Origin of the sequence: Actinomadura citrea (genome assembly GCF_013409045.1) — a bacterium.
In the GTDB taxonomy this organism is placed as follows: domain Bacteria; phylum Actinomycetota; class Actinomycetes; order Streptosporangiales; family Streptosporangiaceae; genus Spirillospora; species Spirillospora citrea.
The window spans coordinates 8,912,563-8,932,469 of the sequence record NZ_JACCBT010000001.1 but is presented as its reverse complement, the minus strand read 5'-3'; the positions used below and the strand labels follow the sequence as shown (position 1 = coordinate 8,932,469).

At 72.9% G+C, this 19,907-nt stretch carries 17 protein-coding genes; 15 read left to right on the top strand and 2 right to left on the bottom strand.

Features of this window, described 5'->3' with window-relative positions:
• Positions 1 to 123 precede the first annotated feature (123 nt).
• The 10 genes from BJ999_RS40895 to BJ999_RS40850 all read left to right on the top strand — a co-directional run bounded on the left by BJ999_RS40895 (position 124) and on the right by BJ999_RS40850 (position 9,277).
• The gene (locus BJ999_RS40895; protein WP_179838189.1) at positions 124 to 915 is read left to right on the top strand and encodes a Fic family protein; all 792 of its coding nucleotides are present in this window, start codon (positions 124 to 126) and stop codon (positions 913 to 915) included.
• A 31-nt stretch (positions 916 to 946) separates the two neighbouring features.
• Complete coding sequence (locus tag BJ999_RS40890; RefSeq protein WP_179838188.1) at positions 947 to 1,564, top strand: pentapeptide repeat-containing protein; 618 nt, start codon at positions 947 to 949, stop codon at positions 1,562 to 1,564.
• Positions 1,565 to 2,476: 912 nt separating this feature from the next.
• The gene (gene ssd, locus BJ999_RS40885; protein WP_179838187.1) at positions 2,477 to 3,550 is read left to right on the top strand and encodes a septum site-determining protein Ssd; all 1,074 of its coding nucleotides are present in this window, start codon (positions 2,477 to 2,479) and stop codon (positions 3,548 to 3,550) included.
• On the top strand, positions 3,547 to 4,701 hold the full coding sequence (locus BJ999_RS40880) for a TadA family conjugal transfer-associated ATPase (protein WP_179838186.1): 1,155 nt from the start codon (positions 3,547 to 3,549) through the stop codon (positions 4,699 to 4,701). Before ssd ends, BJ999_RS40880 begins: the two co-directional genes overlap by 4 nt.
• A gap of 307 nt (positions 4,702 to 5,008) precedes the next feature.
• Entirely contained in the window at positions 5,009 to 5,497 is a 489-nt protein-coding gene (locus BJ999_RS43365) for a type II secretion system F family protein (protein WP_268247763.1), read from the top strand.
• A gap of 463 nt (positions 5,498 to 5,960) precedes the next feature.
• A complete protein-coding gene (locus tag BJ999_RS40870) occupies positions 5,961 to 6,545 on the top strand; it encodes a type II secretion system F family protein (protein ID WP_229810049.1) in 585 nt (194 codons plus the stop codon).
• A gap of 86 nt (positions 6,546 to 6,631) precedes the next feature.
• Entirely contained in the window at positions 6,632 to 6,826 is a 195-nt protein-coding gene (locus BJ999_RS40865) for a DUF4244 domain-containing protein (RefSeq protein WP_179838184.1), read from the top strand.
• Between the two features lie 11 nt (positions 6,827 to 6,837).
• Positions 6,838 to 7,182, top strand: coding sequence for a TadE family type IV pilus minor pilin (locus BJ999_RS40860; protein WP_179838183.1), 345 nt, complete (start codon positions 6,838 to 6,840; stop codon positions 7,180 to 7,182).
• A gap of 95 nt (positions 7,183 to 7,277) precedes the next feature.
• Positions 7,278 to 7,853 carry an Rv3654c family TadE-like protein gene (locus BJ999_RS44150; protein ID WP_373292674.1) on the top strand — a complete coding sequence of 192 codons (576 nt, stop codon included), beginning with the start codon at positions 7,278 to 7,280 and terminating at the stop codon, positions 7,851 to 7,853.
• Positions 7,854 to 8,014: 161 nt separating this feature from the next.
• A complete protein-coding gene (locus BJ999_RS40850) occupies positions 8,015 to 9,277 on the top strand; it encodes a hypothetical protein (protein ID WP_179838181.1) in 1,263 nt (420 codons plus the stop codon).
• Positions 9,278 to 9,559: 282 nt separating this feature from the next.
• Here the strand turns inward: BJ999_RS40850 and BJ999_RS40845 are convergent, their stop codons facing one another.
• Positions 9,560 to 10,231: a TetR/AcrR family transcriptional regulator C-terminal domain-containing protein gene (locus BJ999_RS40845; protein WP_179838180.1), complete on the bottom strand. Its 672-nt coding sequence runs from the start codon at positions 10,229 to 10,231 to the stop codon at positions 9,560 to 9,562.
• Positions 10,232 to 10,306: 75 nt separating this feature from the next.
• Between BJ999_RS40845 and BJ999_RS40840 the strand changes: the two genes are divergently transcribed.
• From BJ999_RS40840 to BJ999_RS40825, 4 genes are all read left to right on the top strand, one after another.
• Positions 10,307 to 11,644, top strand: coding sequence for an MFS transporter (locus BJ999_RS40840; RefSeq protein WP_179838179.1), 1,338 nt, complete (start codon positions 10,307 to 10,309; stop codon positions 11,642 to 11,644).
• 362 nt (positions 11,645 to 12,006) lie between these two features.
• A complete protein-coding gene (locus BJ999_RS40835; RefSeq protein ID WP_179838178.1) occupies positions 12,007 to 15,006 on the top strand; it encodes an ATP-binding protein in 3,000 nt (999 codons plus the stop codon).
• Between the two features lie 14 nt (positions 15,007 to 15,020).
• Positions 15,021 to 16,427 (top strand): FAD-binding oxidoreductase, encoded by a 1,407-nt coding sequence (locus tag BJ999_RS40830; protein WP_179838177.1) that lies wholly within the window; start codon positions 15,021 to 15,023, stop codon positions 16,425 to 16,427.
• Positions 16,428 to 16,611: 184 nt separating this feature from the next.
• Positions 16,612 to 16,983, top strand: a complete 372-nt coding sequence (locus tag BJ999_RS40825) for a hypothetical protein (protein WP_179838176.1) — start codon at positions 16,612 to 16,614, stop codon at positions 16,981 to 16,983.
• 5 nt (positions 16,984 to 16,988) lie between these two features.
• Here BJ999_RS40825 and BJ999_RS40820 read toward each other — a convergent pair whose 3' ends face one another.
• Positions 16,989 to 19,298, bottom strand: a complete 2,310-nt coding sequence (locus BJ999_RS40820; protein ID WP_179838175.1) for a DEAD/DEAH box helicase — start codon at positions 19,296 to 19,298, stop codon at positions 16,989 to 16,991.
• A 249-nt stretch (positions 19,299 to 19,547) separates the two neighbouring features.
• Here BJ999_RS40820 and BJ999_RS40815 point away from each other — a divergent pair, with 249 nt between their 5' ends.
• Positions 19,548 to 19,901, top strand: a complete 354-nt coding sequence (locus BJ999_RS40815) for an STAS domain-containing protein (protein WP_021597910.1) — start codon at positions 19,548 to 19,550, stop codon at positions 19,899 to 19,901.
• Positions 19,902 to 19,907: the final 6 nt, after the last annotated feature.

Genomic DNA, 19,907 nt, shown 5'->3' with positions numbered 1-19,907 from the left:
GATCCTGCTTTGCGATGCCCGACACAGCGGGCCTTCCCACCTCCGGCGCCGGGGAACCGTTTCCGTTCCCCGCCCCGGTGGGCCGCTGCGTGGGTGCTCCGGACGACGGCATAAAGTCAGGCCGTGACCGATGCTCTAGCTGATGTTGCGAACCTTCCCGGCGTCGTCGACGCCGTCGACGAGGCGCGCAGGGCCGTGGACCGGTTGCTGGGCCACCGCGTCCTGCGGCGGCGCAGCGCCGAGGTGTCCACGGAGTCGGCGCTGCGCGGCGCCCGGGCCTCCGCCGTCCTCGACGGCGCCTCGGTCACGCTGGACGAGCTGCGCACCACCGACCACCCGTCCGACCCCGTCGTGCAGGGGGCGCTGCGCGTGTCGGCCGAGCTCGGGACGCTGACCGAGGTATGGCGCAAGGCGCCGCGGCAGGCACTGGCGCGCCTGCACGTCCTCGCTGCGGCGGACGCGGTCGACAGCGCCGATCTGGGACGTCCCCGCTCCGGCGATGGCGTCGTGAAAGACGTTCTCGGACTGGGCGAGCCGCCTTCGCCGTCCGAGGTGGCGGCGCGCCTGGACGCGCTGAGCGGGCTGCTGACCGAACCCACCAGAGCACCGGCTCTCGTGGTCTCGTCGATCGTGCACGGCGAACTCCTGACCCTGCGTCCGTTCGGCTGGGGAGACGGCATCGTCGCCCGTGCCGCCCAGCGGCTCACCCTTGTCGCACGCGGGCTCGACCCCAAATCCCTGGTCGCGCCTGAGGTCGGGCACCTCGAACTCTCCGACGAGTACGCCGAGGCCCTTCGCGCCTACACGTCCGGTACGGCGGAGGGCGTCGCGCGATGGATCGTCCACTGCTCCTCGGCCATCGCGGCCGCCGCGCGGGACTCGCAGGCCATCTGCGAAGCGTTCATGCGCGGCTGAGACCGTCACCTGGTAGGACCATGCTGGTCCCATGGCCGATCGCATGCACGGGCGCCCAGCGGCGCCGACGGAGACCACGATCTCGTCGGCGGACTGGGATTCGCGTGACCTGACGGGTGAGCGGCACGAAGGCGTCCTGTTCGTGGACGTGGACATGACCGAGGCCGGCGGCACCGGTGCCGTCTTCACCGACTGCACGTTCCGGGGTGTGCGCTTCAACGCGTCCAGCCACACCGACGGGGCGTTCCTGAACTGCACGTTCGTCCGGTGCGGCTTCTTCGACGCCGCCATCACGGGCTGCAAGTTCGTGGGCAGCGTGTTCGACGGCTGCACCTACGACCTGATGAAGGTCAAGGGCGGCGACTGGTCGTTCGCCGGCCTGCCCGGCGCGGATCTCCAGCGGGCCGCGTTCACGGACGTGCGCATGCGCGAAGCGGACCTCACCGGCGCCCGGTGCGCCGGGGCGGAGCTGCGCGGGGTCGACCTTTCGGGGGCGTACCTGCACAAGGCCGACTTCTCCGGCTGCGACCTGCGCGGCAGCGACCTGTCGTCGCTGGACCCGTTCACCGTCGAGCTGAGGCGCGCGGTGATCGACCCTTACCAGGCGGTGGTCCTCGCAACGGTGCTGGGCTTGGACGTCCGCGAGTAGGGCGGCTCAGCGGGGGTGCGGCGCAAGCGAAACGGCGTCCCTGCCGGGACGCCGCCGCTGGACACGTCACACCGGGTTACCAAGCGTGCACCTCATATCCGTCGGATCGGGTCAAGCCCGTCTCGACGCGCCTCCCGCGGCTGGTCGCGCGTGGGTACCCGGCTGCCGTGCCCGGACACTCGGTCCGTATGACCTGTCTACGCCTTATTTGCCCAGATGACAAGCCCCATTCCGAAAACGGCGCCTGGCCGGCGGGGGCGGTGCCGGAGGGGGCCTCGGTGACCCCTGAGACCAAGGAGGCATATTCCGGGCTTCCGTAAACGCCGTTCGGATCCCGGAATTGATCACTCAGGGTAACCATTTCCCTTTGCCGTCGATCACGCGAAGGCGCAGGAAAGATCTTTAGTTCTCCTGTACGCTCCCACTCCCGTCCCGTTGCACTTCGTGTGCGCCGGAACGGGGCCCAGCCGAGGCCGGGCGGTGCCCTGCGCCGGCCGTTCCGGCGGATCGTCGCCGTCAGGTGCGAAAAATCGCCACGTGCCGGGCGAGTTTGCCGCTCGACGGAACTCTCGACGATCGGGCAGCATATGTTGTATCCGCCTAGACTTGAGTCAGTGAGTTTGCTTCTTCCATAGAGCGGACTTACACAAGGCTTAGCCCGAACTCCCCGAACCTTTCTGGGAAAGCGGGCCGGCTCTACCCCCCCGGAGCCGGACCGCCGGCGACCCCCGCTCTCCCCCCCGGCGGGGGTCGCCCTGTCGTGAGGCGGCCGGGCGGTGGCCCCCGGGTAACGATCCCGCGCCACCGCCCGCCCGCCGCCTCGGGCGAAGTTATCCACAGTCGGCGGAAGCTTCTCGCCGCCCTCCCCGCGCGCCGCAGGGTGGATGTCTCCGAACGTCGAAGGAGCATCCGATGAATCTCGCGGCACTGATCGTCACCGGCGACCCCGCGCTCGCCGACGGCCTCCTCCGCCTCGCCGCCGCCGCGGACGCCCACGCCGAGGTCGCCTACGGCGCCGATGAGGCGAGACCCGCCTGGACCTGGCCCTCCCTCATCCTCGTGGGCGCCGACATCGCCGAGGACGTGGCGGCCGCCGGCCTCCAGCGCCGTCCGGGCGTCGTCCTCGTCACAGGCGGCGCCACCCCCGACGCCTACCGCCTGGCCGTGGAGGCCGGCGCCCAGGACGTCGTCGCCCTTCCCGACCACGAGGACTGGTTGATCGACGCCTTCGCCGCCGCCTGCGAACCCGAGGGCGGCTGGGCCACCGCCGTCTGCGTCGTCGGCGCCCGCGGCGGTGCCGGCGCCAGTGTCCTCGCGACCGCGCTCGGCCTCAGCGCGGCGGGCCAGGGCCTGCGCACCCTCCTCGTCGACGCCGACCCGTTCGGCGGCGGCGTCGACCTCCTCCTCGGGCTGGAGTCGCACGAGGGCGTCCGCTGGCACGACCTCGCCGAACGCCGCGGCCGTCTCAGCACCGCGACCCTCCGCGAGACCCTGCCCGGCTCGGGCGACCTGTCCGTCCTGTCGTGGCGCCGCGGCGAGCCCGTCCCGGTCGCCGAGGAGGCCGTCGGTTCCCTCTTCGACGCAGCCGCCCGCGGGTTCGACCTGGTCGTCGCGGACGTCCCCCGCCACCCCGGCGACATCGGCCGCGCGGCCCTGCGCGCCGCCGCCGTCACGTTCCTGCTCGTCCCGGCCGAGGTCCGCGCCACCGTGGCGGCCGACGGCCTCGCCACCGCCCTCCGCCGCGACACCGCCGACCTGCGCCTCGTCGTCCAAGGCCCCGCTCCGGGCGGCATCACCCCCGACGCGGTCGCGGGCGTCCTCGGCCTTCCGTTCGCCGGCTCCTTCGACCGCGACCGCCGCCTCCCCGCCGCCATCGACTCCGGCGACCTCGAACGCGCCTGCCGCCGCGGCCCCCTCGCCGACTTCTGCGCCACCGTCCTGGCCGACCTCGCCCTCCAGCCCGACGCGTACCGGGAGGCGGCATGACCGGCCTCTCCAGCGCCGTCCGCGACCGGCTCGCCAACACGGGCGGCGAAGCCACCACCGGCCGCGTCGCCGCCGCGCTCCGCGCCGAGGAACGCCTGCTGGGCGACCGCGAAGTACTGGCCCTGGCCGACGAGTTACGCGCCGAGTTCGTCGGCGCCGGCCCCCTGGAACCTCTCCTGCGCTCGCCGGACGTCACCGACGTCCTGGTGAACGGCCCCGACGAGGTCTGGATCGACACCGGCTCCGGCCTGGTCCGCACCGCGGTCCGCTTCCCGGACGAGGCGACCCTCCGCCGCCTGGCCCAGCGCCTCACCGCCGCCGCCGGCCGCCGCCTCGACGACGCCTCCCCCTATGCCGACGCCCGGCTCCCCGGCGGCGTCCGCCTGCACGCCGTCCTCCCCCCGGTGGCCGCGACCGGCACCTGCCTGTCCCTGCGCCTCCCCCGCCGCCGCGCCTTCACGCTGGACGAACTGGTCACGGCCCGCACCGTCCCACCCGAGGGCGCCGACCTCCTGGCCGCTTTGATCGAGTCCCGAGCGGCCTTTCTGATCACCGGCGGAACCGGCACCGGTAAGACGACGCTTCTGAGCGGCCTGCTGTCCCTGGCGAACCCGTCCGAGCGACTCCTCCTGGTGGAGGACTCGGCCGAACTGAAGCCCACCCACCCCCACGTCGTCAGGCTGGAGGCGCGTCCGCCCAACACCGAGGGCGCCGGAGGCGTGACACTGAACGACCTGGTCCGCCAAGCCCTCCGCATGCGCCCCGACCGCCTGGTGGTGGGCGAGGTGAGGGGCCCTGAGGTAGTGGTCCTCCTGCAAGCTCTGAATACGGGCCACGAGGGGGGCTGCGGCACCCTCCACGCGAACACGGCCGCCGACGTCCCCGCCCGCCTCGAAGCCCTGGCCTGCGCGGCGGGCCTCACCCGAGAGGCGGTCCACAGCCAGCTGGCCGCCGCCCTGGACATCATCGTCCACCTGGTCCGAGACCCAGGCGGAGGCCGCCGGCGAGTGGCCGAGATCTGCCTCCTCCAGCGAGACCCGACCGGCCTGGTCGGCGTCGTCCCCGCGGTCTCCTTCACCGCCTCCGGCGAGACCATCCCCGCCGCAGGCTCAAACGCACTCACCAGCCGCCTAAGAGCGACCTGGCGATGACCACGACCATCCCCTGCGCAGCCGCCGCCGTGCGGCCCTACCTGACGCCCGCCCCAGCACCCCACCGCCCCGACCGTCGGCAGGGTGCCCGGTGTTGATCGTCCTAGCCATCCTCTGCGCGGCCGCCGCTGTGTGGACCTCCATGGCGCCCACTCCGGCAACCCATCGCCTGGACCGCCTGGACCGCCTGGGCGCGCCTCCACCAGGCGACCCGATGCGTCCGCTACGCACCAGACTGGCGGCCTTAAGGGAGCACCGGACGCGGCCGCAACGTCGCCGAAGCTCGATCATCGAACTCTGCGACGCCATGGCCGCCGAACTGTCCGCCGGCCGAACCCCCGACGAAGCCTTCACCGCGGCCGCCGTCGTCCTCGACCCGCACATCTCCGAAGAACTGCTCAGCCTGCCCCGCCCGCCCCCCGATCACCTGCACGAACTGGCCGCGCTGCCGGGCGCGGAGGGCCTCCGCCTCCTGGCAGCCTGCTGGCGCGTCGGCTCCGAGCGCGGCGGCACCTTGGCCACCGTCCTGGACGGCCTGGCAAGCGCCCTCCGCGACGAGGAGGCCCAACGCCAGGACGTGTCCGTCCAACTGGCCGGCCCTCGCGCCACGGCCCGCCTCCTGGCTGCCCTCCCCCTTCTGGGCCTGGCCATGGCCGCCGCCCTGGGCGCCCGCCCCGTCCCGTTCCTCTGCACCACCCTCCCTGGCCTTACCTGCCTGATCACAGGCACAGCCCTCAACATCACCGGCCTCTACTGGACCCGCCACCTGGCCAAATCCGCTGAATCCCCCCGCTGACCGACGCCCCACCCACCCTGGAGAGCAGCCATGCACGCCCCAGGACTTCGGCTCCGCAACCCCCAGTCGCCCCACCTGGAAGGCCCCCTCAAGCGGCGCAGGACGCCGCCGGAGATCAGGTTGAGCAGGGGGCTCACTTCGGCGGTGGCGACGGTGCGATTACAGAGGCGTGCGCGGGGCGTGGTCAGTCGAGTAGAGAGCAGGTGAAGTGATGACGACGCTCATGGTCATGCTCTGCGCAGCGGCAGCGGGGTTTCTCCTTCCCAGGGGGATCGACACCTCCACGCGGAGGCTGTTCGGTCGGTTCGGAGGGCCTCCGCCGAGGCACGCGGCGGCCCGACGGCAACCCCCGCGGGTGAGAGCCCACGCTCGCCTACGGGGGCCGTCCGTCCCAGCCTCGGAGGTGAAGGAGCGGGACGGGCCTTCCGAGGCGTCCGGGCGCCGCGACATCATCCTCCGGCGGGTGGCTGCGGGAGTGGCGGGAGCGCTGTGCGCGGTGACGCTGGGCGGACTGGCCGGTGGAGTGATCGGCGTGCTGGTCGCCGCGGCCGTCTGGCTGTCCTTCAGCCGCCTCGGCAACGGGGAACGCCGCCGCAGGCGGGCGCGACTCATCGCCGATCTTCCCGTGGCGGTCGATCTCCTCGCCGCCTGCCTGCGCGGCGGCGCGCCCTGGCACGAGGCGGTCGACGCGGTCGCGGACGCGGTGGGAGGCCCGCTCGGCGAGGAACTGCGGGCCGTGTCCGTCCAGATCAGGCTGGGGGCCGACCCGGCGGAGGCCTGGCCGGCCTTGGCGGAGGAGCCGATGCTCGCCCCCTTGGCACGGGCGGCCGTTCGGGCGGCGTCGACGGGCGCGGCGCTGGCCCCGTCCCTCAGCCGCCTCGCCCGTGACCAGCGCCGCGTGGCCCGTTCGGCCGCCGCCGCCAGGGCACGAGCGGCGGGCATCCGGGCGCTCGCGCCGCTCGGCCTGTGCTTCCTTCCCGCCTTCGTGCTCCTCGGCGTCGTCCCGGCCATCGCCGGGATCGCCTCGACGATCCTCCTGCCCTGGTGAGCGGGTTATCCACAGAACGCGGTTCGCCCGTCGCCCGGCTTCCCGGCACAGCAGCCTGGAACCGACCACGAGCGAAAGGAGCCCCGATGAGGGCATGGAAGACGGTGGTGCGGCGATGGTCCGGAACCTGCAAGGACCGCGGGATGTCCACAGCCGAGTACGCGGTCGGCACCATCGCCGCGGCGGCCTTCGCCGGCCTGCTGTTCAAGATCGTGACCAGCCCGCAGGTGAAGACGATGCTCTTACAGATCATCGAGAAGGCCCTCAATCTGGCCGGTTGAGGGACGGCGGGATGGCCACGGCGGAGATCGCCGTGGCCCTCCCCTCCCTGGTGCTGATCACCGCGATCGCCCTGTGGGGCGTGAGGGCGGCGTCGATACAGCTCGCCTGTACGGACGCGGCCCGGACCGGCGCACGGGCGGCGGCGAGAGGCGAGTCGCTCACCGCCGTTCGCGAGCTGGTGGAGAGGGCCGTCCCGAAGGAGGCGACCATCAAGGTCCATCGCGACGAGGCCACCGTCAGCGTCGACATCTCGGCCCCCGTGACCTCCGCCGCCGCGATCGGTCTACCGGCCGTCATCGTCCACGCCCACGCGGCCGCCGAAACAGAACCCGGCCTCCCACCCGCCACCCAGTGACCCACCACCTGTGATGCACCAACCCCGTGACCCGCACTCGCCGCGACCCGCACCTGCAGCCCGCGATTTCAGTGGTCAAGGCCTGAGATGTCGCCATGACCGCGAGCACCTCTCCGGGCCACTCAAGGGGCGGAGGCGACCCGTGGAGACAGCTCGCCACTCATCAGATCGGAGAGACGATGCAAGCCCGCTTGCCCCTTCCCCAGGCGAAGTCCGACGCGGCCGGGAACGGTGCGGCGGGGAGCGGGACGCGAGGGCGGTGGCGGATGAGTTTCGGGGGTGGGGACCGGGGGTCGGGGACGGTTTGGGTGTTGGGGTTCGCGGTCGTCATCTGGGTGGTGGGGGTGGCGGCGATCCTGGTCGGCGGGGTTCGGGGTGCGCGGCATCGGGGGGAGGCGGCGGCGGACATGGCGGCGCTGGCGGGGGCGACGCGGGTCGCCGACGGGGGCCGGGCCGCCTGTGCGAGGGCCGGGGAGATCGCGGTCGGATCGGGGGCGCGGGTGGTGCGATGCCGGGTGCGGGGAGAGGTCGTCGACGTCTCGGTGGCCGTCGAAGTCCCGATGCTCATGGGGCTGAAGGGTCGGCGGATCGTTTCTCGGGCGAGGGCTGGCCCTGTGGAGCAGGACGGCGTACCCTGGCGCCACATGTCTCGTTGCACTGAGTGTCAATAGAGGCGGAGAGGGGTGCGGAGAATGGAAACACGTTCCTCTTCGTCATCCCTCTGTGACTTTTGCTACCCGGTGGTACGTTACGCTGCCGTAAGCCCATAGTCATCGCCAGGCGCGGCGCGTCCGGCGGAAGGCCGGCGCGAGCTGTCGAAGGGATTGAGGCCGTGACCATCATTCGCAGGATCGGTGCGATCGCGCTCGCGGCACCCCTTGCGATGAGCTTCCCGGTACTCGCCGCCCTGCCCGCGCAGGCGGCCTCGACCAGCGTCATCACCCCGGCGAACGGCGCCGTGATCAGCAGCGGGTCCCAGGTGACCGCGAAGGCCCACTTCGACTTCGCGATCACGATGCAGCTGCGGGTGGACGGCCCCGGGATAGGCGACACGTTCCTCCAGGAGAAGGGTCTCTCGGGCGATATGTCCGGAACCTTTTCGATCAACCGGAATGGTCGCTACAAGGTCTACCTGCTCGGCAAGCAGACGAACCACGTCTACGACGCCAACACGTTCACCGTGCGCATCGCGCCTGCGGCTCCCACCGGCGTGTCCGCCAGCGCGTCCGGCGGCAAGCTCGTGGTGAAGTGGAACCGCGGCCTCGAAGACGACCTCACCGGCTACACGCTCGCCGGGTCGGGCGTGAAGTCCAAGGCCGGCTCGCTGAACTCCCTCTGCTCGGGGACGAGTTGCTCCACCACCCTGTCGCTGACCAGGTCCAGCGGCGCGGCCTCCGTGGGCGTCAAGGCGATCCGGGCCACGGGCACGGGTGGATCGCTCTACTCGGGCACCGCTTCGGCGACCGCCTCGCTCGGAGGCGGGACCGGGTCCGCCCCTGGCGGCTCGGTGCCGTCCCTGCCGTCCGGCGGTTCCGGCGTCCCCAGCGCAGGGACGCCGCTGACGCCGTTCAACAACAAGTCGCCGGTCACCCTGCCGTCCGTCCAGCCGGACGGTGCGACGCCCGGGTTCACCTACCCCGCGCCGCAGATCGCCACCGACTCGCCGAAGGCTCAGAACGTCGCGGCGACCGACCGGCTCCAGTGGGGCAAGAGCGTCGGCATCGCGCTGGTCCTGCTGATCGTCGCCGCGCACCTCGGGACCTGGACGCGCCACCTGCGCTTCGCCCAGGCGGGCACGAGCAGCAACGGCATGGCGGCCCGCATCGCGCGCGGCGGCACCGGCCGCAAGCGGGTGAGCAGGTCACGCCAGCAGATCGCGCGCGCCGAGGCCCTCGCCAAGACCGCCCCGGTCGCCGCGGCCGGAGCCAGGCGCGCCCGCTCGTCCAAGCGCACCACCGGCACGGCCGTCCTCGACTCGAAGCCGAAGGCCGGCCGCCGTCCCGCGACCCTCGGCAAGCCCGCCGGCGGAGTGAGCGTCCGCCTCGCCAACCCCGGCGCGAAGCCGAAGCCCAAGCGTGGCCGCCGCCGCAAGTGATCCCCTGAACCACCTCCGACCGAGTGAAGTCCAGGCCGCCTGCGGGTGAGCTGGACGGGCTGAGTCGGCGACGCTGAAACGTGCACTCCTGCGCCGGTGTCACCGTTCAGTTGGTGGTGTGCCGAAGCCTGTGGGCGAGCTGCTTCCAGCGCGGATGGCTGCGTCCCGGCGTGAATCATGGTGAGGGTGCGAGGGACCGCCTGCCGTGGTCGGCTCGTGCCGGGGTGCCGGGGTGCCGGGGTGCCGGGGTGCCGGGGGTGCCGGGATGCCGGGGTGGGGCCGCTAGGGGGTTGGGCGGTCTTGGGTCAGGCCGGTGAGGATGCCGGTCAGGCCTCGTTCGAAGCGGTTCGTCAGGCCGGGGCGGGCGGTGAGCGTGTCGGCGACCGCTACCAGGTTCGGGTAGCGGTCGGAGGGCAGGTCGCTCAGGAAGCCGCTGATCTCGGCCAGGCGCGCCGGGTTGTCGGGGCCCTTGCCGAAGGCGGTCTCCTGGGCCGCGAAGCCGACGACGTAGAACATCAGCAGCAGGTAGCCGTAGCCCGCCAGCCGTTCGTCGAAGCCCGCGCGGCGCAGCACGCCGATGATGTGGTCGGCAAGCCGCAGCCCGTTGGGGCCGAACGCGAGCCTGCCCGGCATGAGCTGAGCGACCTGCGGGTGGGCGAGCAACGCGCGGCGGAGCGCGAGGCCGATCTCGTGGAGTTGCTCCACCCAGGGCCGGGTGTCGTCCTCGGGTAGCGGCACCTCGCCCAGCACGGTGTCGATCAGCAGGTCGAAGAGCTCGTCCTTGCCGCGGACGTGCCAGTAGAGGGACGGGGACTTGATCTGCAGCGCGGTCGCCAGCCGCCGCATGCTGAACGCGTCGGCTCCCTCGGCCTCCAGGAGTTCCAGCGCGGTCCGGGCGATCCGCGCCCGGTCCAGCCGGGTGACGCCGCCGTCGTCGGACAGGCCAAGTGCCATGGACTCAATCTAGCACTGCAAGGGAATCCCTAGCGGTGTTAGGGTCTCCCTAACATCGCTAGGGAGGAGTCGGCCGTGCGAACGGAGATCACGACGCCCGAGGGCACGGGCCGGACGGCCGCGGGGTGGTGGCCGCTGGCCGCCATCGCCCTCGCCGTCTTCATGCTCATGCTGGACGCGACGGTGGTGACCGTCGCGCTTCCGGATCTGGGCCGCGACCTGCACGCCGGCCTGGACGGCCTGCAATGGGCGATGAACGCCTACACCCTCGCGATGGCCGCGTTCCAGCTCACCGCCGGATCGCTCGCCGACCGGCTCGGACGGCGGCGCACCTTCCTCGCCGGGGTGGTGGCGTTCGCGGTATCGTCCCTGGCCTGTGGCCTGGCCACCGCACTGCCCGTCCTCATCGCCGCCCGCGTGGTGCAGGGCCTGGCGGGGGCTCTGATGTTCGCCACCACGCTCGCCCTGATCGCCCAGTGCTACGACGGACGCGACCGCGGCATTGCGCTGGGGGTGCGCGGCACGGTCGCGGGGCTCGCCGTCGTGCTCGGTCCGGTCGCCGGAGGTGCCCTGGTCTCCGGGTTCGGCTGGCGCTGGATCTTCCTGATCAATCTGCCGGTCGCGGCCCTGACCCTGGCCCTCGCGCACCGGTCGCTGCCACGTCGCGAGCACCTGGAGGTGAGGCGGCTCGACCTCGCCGGGCCGGTGCTGCTGGCGATCACGCTGGTGCTGCTGGTGCTCGCCCTGCTGCGGGGGGCCGACGACGTCCGTCTGTATGGGGGATCGGCCGCCGGGGCGGTCGCGTTCCTGCTCCTGCAAAGGCGCCGGCGCGAGCCGATGCTGGACCTCACGCTGTTCCGCAGCCGCGTGTTCACCGGGACGCAGGTGGGCTCGTTCACCGTCCAGGCGAGCGTGTTCGCATTGCTGATCTACCTGTCGGTCTACTTCCAGGAGCACGAGCACTACACGGCGCTGCGGACGGGCCTGGCGTTCCTGCCGCTGGTCGTCCCCATCCTGCTGGCCGGGCCGTTGGCGGGCGCGGTGATGGACCGGATGCCCAAGGGGGCACTGGTCGCGGGGGCGCTGGCCTCGCTGACCACGGGCATCGCGCTGATGGACGCCCACCTGACCACCGGCTTGATCGTCGCCGGGTTCGGCTGCGGCGTCGCGCTGCCCGTCCTGGGCGGCCTGGCCGTCGACATCCCCGACGAGCGGCATCTCGGGATGGCCTCGGGCGTCAACAACACCGTCCTCCAGGTCGGCATATCGGTCGGTATCGCCGTCTACGGGGCCGTGCTGGGGGCGGGTGCCCCCTCCCATGCCGATCTCGGCCGGCTCTTCTCGCTGGGCGCGGCGATCGCCCTCACCGGTGCCGTGCTCACTGCGATCATGCTCCGCGGCCGATCCCGTTGAGCAGGGCATCCGGTCGGCCGTCGAGCCGGGCGAGAAGGCGCCCGATCCGCTCGCACCCGGTGCCGAGTCCGGCCTCTTCCCGTCCGGGCGCTGGAGGCCTGCCCCAGCGAGCCGTCCTGCTCCTTCAGCCGCCGATCCGCTCGATGAATTCGCCGTGCGCGTGCGGGTCTGCCGAGGTCACGGCCGTGGCGGGTGGTGTTGGGGCGACGTACCGTGGGTTTATGCGTGAGCGGGGGAGCCGCCACTTTCCAGGACGGTCGGTGCCGCGGGGGGCGGCACCTGGATGCCCGACGCCCGTTCTGCGGGCGCCGCCGTGGGCGGGCTGAGGGATGGCCGGTCTGCGGGCTCGGTTGCTCGGGGGCGTGGAGCTGCGGCTCGACGGTGAGCCGCTACCGCCGCTGGAGTCCGCAAGAGTGGAGTCGCTGCTCGCCTACCTGCTGCTCCACCGGAACGCGCCGCAGTTGCGGCAGCGGCTGGCGTTCCTGCTGTGGCCGGATTCCACGGACGCCCAGGCGCGCACCAATCTGCGCAAGGTCCTGCACAATCTGCGCCGCTGCCTGCCGGAGACCGATCGCTTCATCGACATCGGCGCGCGGACGCTGCGGTGGCGCGAGGACGCGCCGTTGTGGTTGGACGTCGAGCAGTTCGAGCAGGCGCTCGCCGACGGGCGGCTGGAGGACGCCGTGCGCGTCTACCGCGGCGAGCTGCTGGAGGGCGACTACGACGAGTGGATCGCGGACGAGCGCGAGCGGCTCGCGGAGCTGCACATGGAGGCACTCGGGGAGCTGGCGCGCCGGCATGAGCGGGAGCGGAACTGGCCCGCGGCCATTCGCCGCGCCGAGCAGCTGGTCGGGTGCGACCCCCTGCGGGAGGAAGGCCATCGCCTGCTGATCCGGGTTTCCGGCGAAGGCGGCGACCGGGTCCGGGCGCTGCGCACCTACCACGTGTGCGCCGCGACGCTGGAGCGGGAGCTCGGTGTGGAGCCGTCCCCGGAGACGCGGGCGATGTACGAAGAGCTCCTGGCGGAGACGGCCCCCGCCGCGGACGACCGGCATGCGACGTCGCCGTTCGTCGGGCGCGAGGAGGAATGGGGCCGGCTGGCGGGCGCGTGGCGGGCGGCCGCCGGCGGAGGCGCGCGGTTCGTGCTGGTCAGCGGGGAGGCGGGTATCGGCAAGACCCGGCTGGTGGAGGAGTTGCGCGTGCGCGTCGACGCGGTCGCGGTCGAGGCGCGCGCCTACCCGGCGGAGGGGACGATCGCCTACGGGGTGGTGGCGGCATGGCTGCGCTCCCGTCCGGTGGCCGCGCGGTTGGCGAGGCTCGACCGCGCGGGGCTGACCGAGCTCTCCCGGCTGCTCCCCGAACTGGACGGCGACGTGGCGCCGCCCGCGCCGGTCTCCGAGACGGAGCTGCGGCGGCGGCTGCCGCGCGCCATCGGCCGTGCGCTGCTCAACGCCGGCGCGCCCCTGCTGCTGGTCGTGGACGACGCGCAGTGGGCGGACGCGCAGTCCCTGCGGTTGATCCACTACCTGGTCCGGGCGGCGCCGTCCGCGCGGCTGCTCGTCGCCGCCACCGCCCGCCGCGAGGACCTCGACGCGGGTCACCCGCTCGGCACGCTGATCGGGTCGCTCCAGTCGCTCGACCGGTTCACCGAGATCGGGCTCGGCCGGCTCGGCAGGGCGGAGACGGCGCTGCTGGCCGAGCGCGTCGCGGGAGCCCCGCTCGACGCCGGGCGGCTGCACCGCCTCCACGGCTACAGCGAGGGCAATCCGCTGTTCGTGGTGGAGGCCATGCGGGCGGACGCGCCGGCGGACACCGCGAAGGTGCAGGCGGTGATCGCGGGACGGCTGGAGCGGCTGTCGCGGCCGGCCGCGGAGCTGGCGGGCATCGCGGCGGTGGTGGGCCCCGCCTTCCCCGCCACCGTCCCGGCGAGGGTGAGCGGCTTCGACGAGCGGACGTTCGTCGCCGCGCTGGACGAGCTGTGGCGCCGCGGGATCGTCCGCGCGCACGGCCCCGGCGCCTACGACTTCAGCCATGGCCGGATCCGGGACGCCGCCTACGCCGCGCTGGGCCCGCCCCGCCAGCGTCGCGTCCACCTCGCGGTCGCCCGCGTGCTGGAGGAATGCGGCGGCACGGCGACGGCGCTGGCCTCGCACTTCGAGAGGGCCGGGGCGGTCGCGGACGCCGTCCGGTGGCATGAGCGGGCGGCCGGGGACGCGCAGTGGCTGCACGCGCACGCCGACGCGGCCAGGGAGCTGGAGCGGGCGCTGGCCCTGTCGGAGGGCTTGCCGCCGGGTCCTGGCACCGCCAGGACCCAGCTGCGGTTGCTCACCGCGCTGCCGGCGCCGCTCGTGGCCTGCGAGGGGTACGGGTCGGAGCGGATGGCGCGGGTGCACGCGCGGGCACTGCGGCTCGCGGACCGGCTCGGCGCCGAGCCGGAGCCGCCGCTCGTGTGGTCGCTCGCGCTGGCCGCGCTCACGCGGGGCGAATGGGCGGCGGCGCACGACTTCGGCGAGCGGCTGCGGGACCGCGCCGAGCGCGACGGCGACCAGGTCCTGCGGGTCGAGGCCGACCACGTCCGCGGGATCGCGGCCTACTGGTCGGGCGACCTGGAGCGGGCCCGCCGCCACCTCACGGCCGCGATACGGCGGTTCCGGCCGGCGCGGCGCGGTGCGCACGTGCTGCGCTACGGACAGGACACGGAGCTGATCGTCCGGCTGCGCCTGGCGCACGCGCTGTGGCTGCTCGGCCGCGGCGCCGAGGCCGACCGCGAGCGCGACGCGGCCCTGGCGGTCGCGCAGGGGTCCACCCACGCCTACAGCCGGGCGGTCACCTGGCTGTGGGCGGCGGTCGACGCCGTGGACCGCGGGGACGACGCGCAGTTCCGCCGCCACGTGCGCGGCCTGGAGGCGGACCTGGTGGAGGACGCTCCGCGCCAGGTCCGCGTTTCCATGGAGCTGTTCGGCGGATACCTCGACCTCCTCGCCGGACGGAGGGGCCCGGGCCTGGCGCGGCTGCGCCGCTTCCGCGACCAGGTCGTCCACGGGGAGGCGCCCGCGCCGGGCCTGCCGGGCGTCGCGACGCGGCTGCTCCTGGAGGGGTACGCGGTGGCGGCGGAGCCGGCGGCCGGGCTGGCCCTGGCGGACGAGGCGCTCGGCATGGGACGCGGCGCGCGGCTGTGGGAGGCCGAGATCCGGCGGCTGCGCGCGACGTTCCTCGCCACTCTCGGCGCACCGGACGGGGAGGTGGACGCGGAGCTGCGGCGGGCTCTCGCGGCGGCGCGCCGCCAGGGGCAGCGGGCGTTCGAGGAGCGGGTGCGCGGAACGCTCGCGGAACGCGGCCTTCGCCAGGATCGTGCCATCTGATCCGAGGAGGAGCCATGGCCACGATCGACCCGGTGAACGCCCTGCGCGGCGCACTCTCCGGCACGGTACTGCTGCCCGGCGAGTCCGGTTACGAGGAGGGGCGCCGCGTCTTCAACGCGATGATCGACCGCCGTCCGGCGGCGATCGCCCGGTGCGCCGACGCGGCCGACGTCGCGATGGCCGTCGACACCGCCCGCGAGCACGATCTCATCGTGGCGGTCCGCTGCGGCGGGCACAGCATCGCGGGTCTCGGCACCTGCGACGACGGCATGCTGATCGACCTGAGCGGGCTCAAGTCGATCAGCGTGGACCTCGCGGCGCGGACGGCGACGGCGGGCGGCGGCGTCCTGTGGGGCGAGTACGACGCGGTGACCCAGGAGTTCGGGATGCACAGCCCCGGCGGGCGCGTGACCACCACCGGCATCGGCGGGTTCACCACCGGCGGCGGCTACGGCTGGACGTCGTCCAAGTACGGTCTGGCCTGCGACAGCCTCGTCTCGGCCGAAGTGGTGCTCGCCGACGGGAGCATCGTGCGGGCGAGCGAGCGCGAGAACCCCGAACTGTTCTGGGGGATCCGGGGCGGCGGCGGCAACTTCGGCGTCGTCACCGAGTTCGAGTTCCGGCTGGACGCCCTCGGCCCGACCGTCTTCGCCGGCATGACCCTCTTCCCGATGGAGCGCGCCCTGGAGACCATGCGGGGCTGGCGCGACTGGGCGGACGCCGCGCCCGACGAGGTGGCCACCGCGTGCGCCGTCATCACCGCGCCGCCGGAGCCGTTCGTCCCACCGGACCTGCAGGGCAAGCCGGTGTTCGGCGTGCTCGCGATGTACGTCGGCGCTCCGGAGCTCGGCGAGGAGGCGATGCGCCCGCTCCGGGACCTCCGGCCGGTCGTCGACGTCCTCGCGCCGATGCCCTACGTCGACTTCCAGGCCGTCATCGACCCGATCAACGCGCCCGGATCCCGGGGGTACTGGCGCGGCGAGTACCTGCCCGAGCTGAGCGACGACGCCGTCGACGCGTACCTCTCCCACGCCGGCGGCCTGGCCGGACGCGGCGCCCCGCTGTCCCAGATGGTCGTCTTCCGGATCGGCCAGGGCGTCGCGAAGGTGCCGGACGAGGCGACGGCGTTCTCCCACCGGGACGCCCGCTACCTGTTCCATCCGATCTCGGCGTGGTCGGACCCGTCCGACGACGAAGCGATGATCGCCGCGACCCGCGCGTTCGCGGCGGCCATGCGGCCGTTCGGCACGGGGGCGTCGTACCTCAACTTCACCGCGGAGGGGAACCGCGTCCGGGACGCCTACGGCGAGGAGAAGTACGCGAGGCTGGTCGCGCTCAAGGACTCCTACGACCCCGCCAACGTGTTCCGCCTCAACCAGAACATCCGCCCGACGCATCCGGCGGAACCCGTGCTCGCGTGACGCGGGCCGGCTCGTTCGCCGGTTTCCCGGGGGACGGGTGTTGGTCGTGGGGCTGGCGAGCGTCCAGAGCACGGTCTAGGCTGCCTTGCCAGTCGGATCGTCTGGCTTGTGCGGCAATGCGGTCCGTCGTCCGAGACCTCGGCCCCCGTTCCGTACAGGGGCCCGATGGAGAGGGGACCCCCGCATGATCTTCCTGGGACTGCTCGTCGCGCTCGCCGCCGGCGCGGTCGGCGTCGCCGTGGCGCTGGACAACCCGGGCGCGGCCCGGCTGACCCTGTTCGGCGACGAGGTTCCGGGGATCACCTCGCAGTGGCAGGTCTTCATGGCCGGCGCCGTCGTCGCCATCGTGTTCATGGCGGGGATGATGGTCGCGTCGCTGGGGTTGCGGCGCGCGATGAACATGCGGCGCGAGCTGCGGGACCTGCGGGACGAGCACGAGGAGTCCCTGCAGACCCTGGAGATGGAGCGGCGCAAGCTGCAGCAGGCGCTGGCCCAGGCCCGGCGCGGGATGGACGACCCGGCCTCCGTCCCCGCCCAGCGCGTCGCGCCCAACTGACCGGGCTACTCCGGGGCCTCGTGCAGGAGGACGGCCAGAAGGTCGAGGGCGCCGCGCTTGTCCAGCGGGTCGTTGCCGTTGCCGCACTTGGGCGACTGGATGCAGGACGGGCAGCCGGAATCGCACTCGCAGGACGCGATGGCGTCGCGGGTCGCGCGTAGCCAGGACGCGGCGTCGCCGTAGCCGCGCTCGGCGAATCCGGCGCCGCCTTCATGGCCGTCGTAGACGAAGACGGTGAGCAGCCCGGTATCGGGGTGGACGGCAGTAGAGACACCGCCGATGTCCCAGCGGTCGCACGTGGCGAACAAGGGGAGCAGGCCGATCGAGGCGTGTTCGGCGGCGTGGGCTGCGCCTGCCAGGTCGAGGTCGTCCAAACGCGAGATCTGGGCTTCGGAGAGCGTCCACCATACGGCGCGCGTGCGGAGGGTCCGTGGCGGCAGGTCCAGAGGCTTCTCGCCGAGCATCTCCCCTGTCTGCAAGCGGCGCATCTGGTACGCGACCACCTGGCGGGTGACCTCGACGGTTCCGAAGCTGAGCGTGGCCTCGCCCCAGGAGACCGAGCGGAGCCGCTCCACGATGCTGATGTCGGTGACGTCGCGGGCGGTGGTCGAGTAGTCGGGGTCCGCCGCCTCGACGAGCGCGACGGAGTCGTCCAGGTCGAGGGTCTGGACGATGAACGACTCACCCTGGTGGATGTAGACGGCCCCCTCGTGGACGGTGGTGTGCGCGGACGGCTCGTCCACGGTGCCGAGGAGCCGTCCGGTGGAGGCCTCGACGACCTGGATGGGGGCGCCGCCCGCGCCCCGGATGTCGGCCAGGTCGCAGGCCCTGTCGCGGCGCGTCCAGTACCAGCCGGCGGGGCGGCGGCGCAGGAGACCGCGCCGCACCAGGTCCGGCAGCAGGTCGGCGGTCGCGGGCCCGAAGAGCGGGAGGTCGTCCTCGGTGAGCGGCATCTCGGACGCCGCCGCGCACAGGTGCGGTTCGAGGACGTAGGGGTTGTCGGGGTCGAGCACGGTGGCCTCGACCGGCGTCCCGAAGATCGCCTCGGGGTGGTGGACGAGGAACGTGTCGAGCGGGTCGTCGCGGGCCACCAGGACGGACAGGGCCGACTGCCCGGAACGTCCGGCACGTCCTGCCTGCTGCCAGAGCGACGCGCGAGTTCCCGGCCATCCGCAGACCAGGACCGCGTCGAGCCCGGAGACGTCCACGCCGAGCTCCAGCGCGTTCGTGCTCGCCAAGCCGATGATCGAGCGCGAGCGCAGGGCGGCCTCCAGGGCGCGCCGCTCCTCGGGCAGATAACCGGCACGGTAGGCGGCGACCTGCTCGGCCAAGCCGGGGGCGACCTCGTGCAGAGCGCGCTTGGCGCTGAGCGCCACCGACTCTGCACCGCGCCTGGACCGGACGAAGGCGAGCGTCTGGACGCCTTCGACAACAAGGTCCGCCAGGAGGTCACCGGCCTCGGCGGTGGCGGTACGGCGAACGGGCGCGCCCTGCTCGCCGCGCAGGTCCGTCAGCGGCGGCTCCCAGAGGGCGAACGTGGCGGGCCCGCGCGGGGAGGCATCGTCGTCCACGGCCACCACATCGAGGCCGGTGAGACGGGACGCGGCCGCGGCGGGCTCCGACGCGGTGGCCGAAGCGAGGATGAACGTGGGGGACGCGTGGTACCGCGCGCACACCCGGCGCAGGCGCCGCAGAACCTGCGCGACATGCGACCCGAAGACGCCGCGATATCCATGGGCCTCGTCGATGACGACATACCGGAGCCGACGCAGAAAGGACGACCACCGGGCATGCCCGGGAAGGAGTGACCTGTGCAGCATGTCCGGGTTGGTCAGTACGTAGTTGGCGTGCTGCCGGACCCACGTCCGTTCGTCCTGCGGCGTGTCGCCGTCGTAGGTCGCCGCGCGCACCCGCGTGAGGCGCAGGGAGCGCAGAGCGCGGAGCTGGTCGGCGGCCAGAGCCTTGGTCGGCGAGAGATAGAGGACCGTCCCCTCGTGGCGAGGGTTCTCCTCGCCCGCGTAGATCGCCTCGACGCAGGGCAGCAGGTAGGCGAGCGACTTGCCCGACGCCGTCCCTGTGGCGATGATCACAGAGCGTCCGGCGCGGGCGTGCTCGGCCGCGGCGGACTGGTGCTCCCACGGGGAGGCGATGCCGGCGGCGGCCAGCCGTTCCACCAAAAGCGGCGGCGACCAGGAGGGCCACGCGGCCCGGCGTCCCTGACGTGCGGGAACGCTCTCCACATGGGTGATGCGTTCGCGCCGTGCGGGGTCGGCGAGCAGCCGGTCCAGGGGAGTTGAGGATCTTTGGGCGCCCATCAGGTTTTCAGTGTGCCAGCCGGGGCAAAACTACGGGAACGCCCCGGCGCCGGAGGGCCCGTTCCCCCTGCTCTGACCCTGAGATCAGCAGGTCAGACGGGATGGCGCGAACTTTCGCCCGTGTGGGCGATTACGCGCGTACGCGACGCCGGAGCGTGGTTGAATCACGGCGAAGTCTCGGCGGCCGGCGCCCTACCCACGGGGCCGGACGGCGGGATCGGATAGTGCTGCACGGCGCGTGGAGGATCTGTGGATCTGAAGGTTAACGACTACACCACCGACGATGGCCTCACCGTCATCAACGTGGAGGGCGAGATCGACGTCTACACGGCGCCGAAGCTTCGCGAGAAGCTCATCGACCTGGTCAACAAGGGCAAGTTCCACCTGCTCGTGGACATGGAGAAGGTGGAGTTCCTCGACTCGACCGGGCTCGGCGTCCTCGTGGGCGGGCTGAAGCGGGTGCGGGCCCACGACGGCTCGCTGGAACTCGTGTGCACCCAGGAGCGCATCCTCAAGATCTTCCGGATCACGGGGTTGACCAAGGTCTTCGGCATTCACGACTCGATCGCCGAGGCCGAGGAGAAGCGCAAGGGCGCCAAGTAGGCGCCC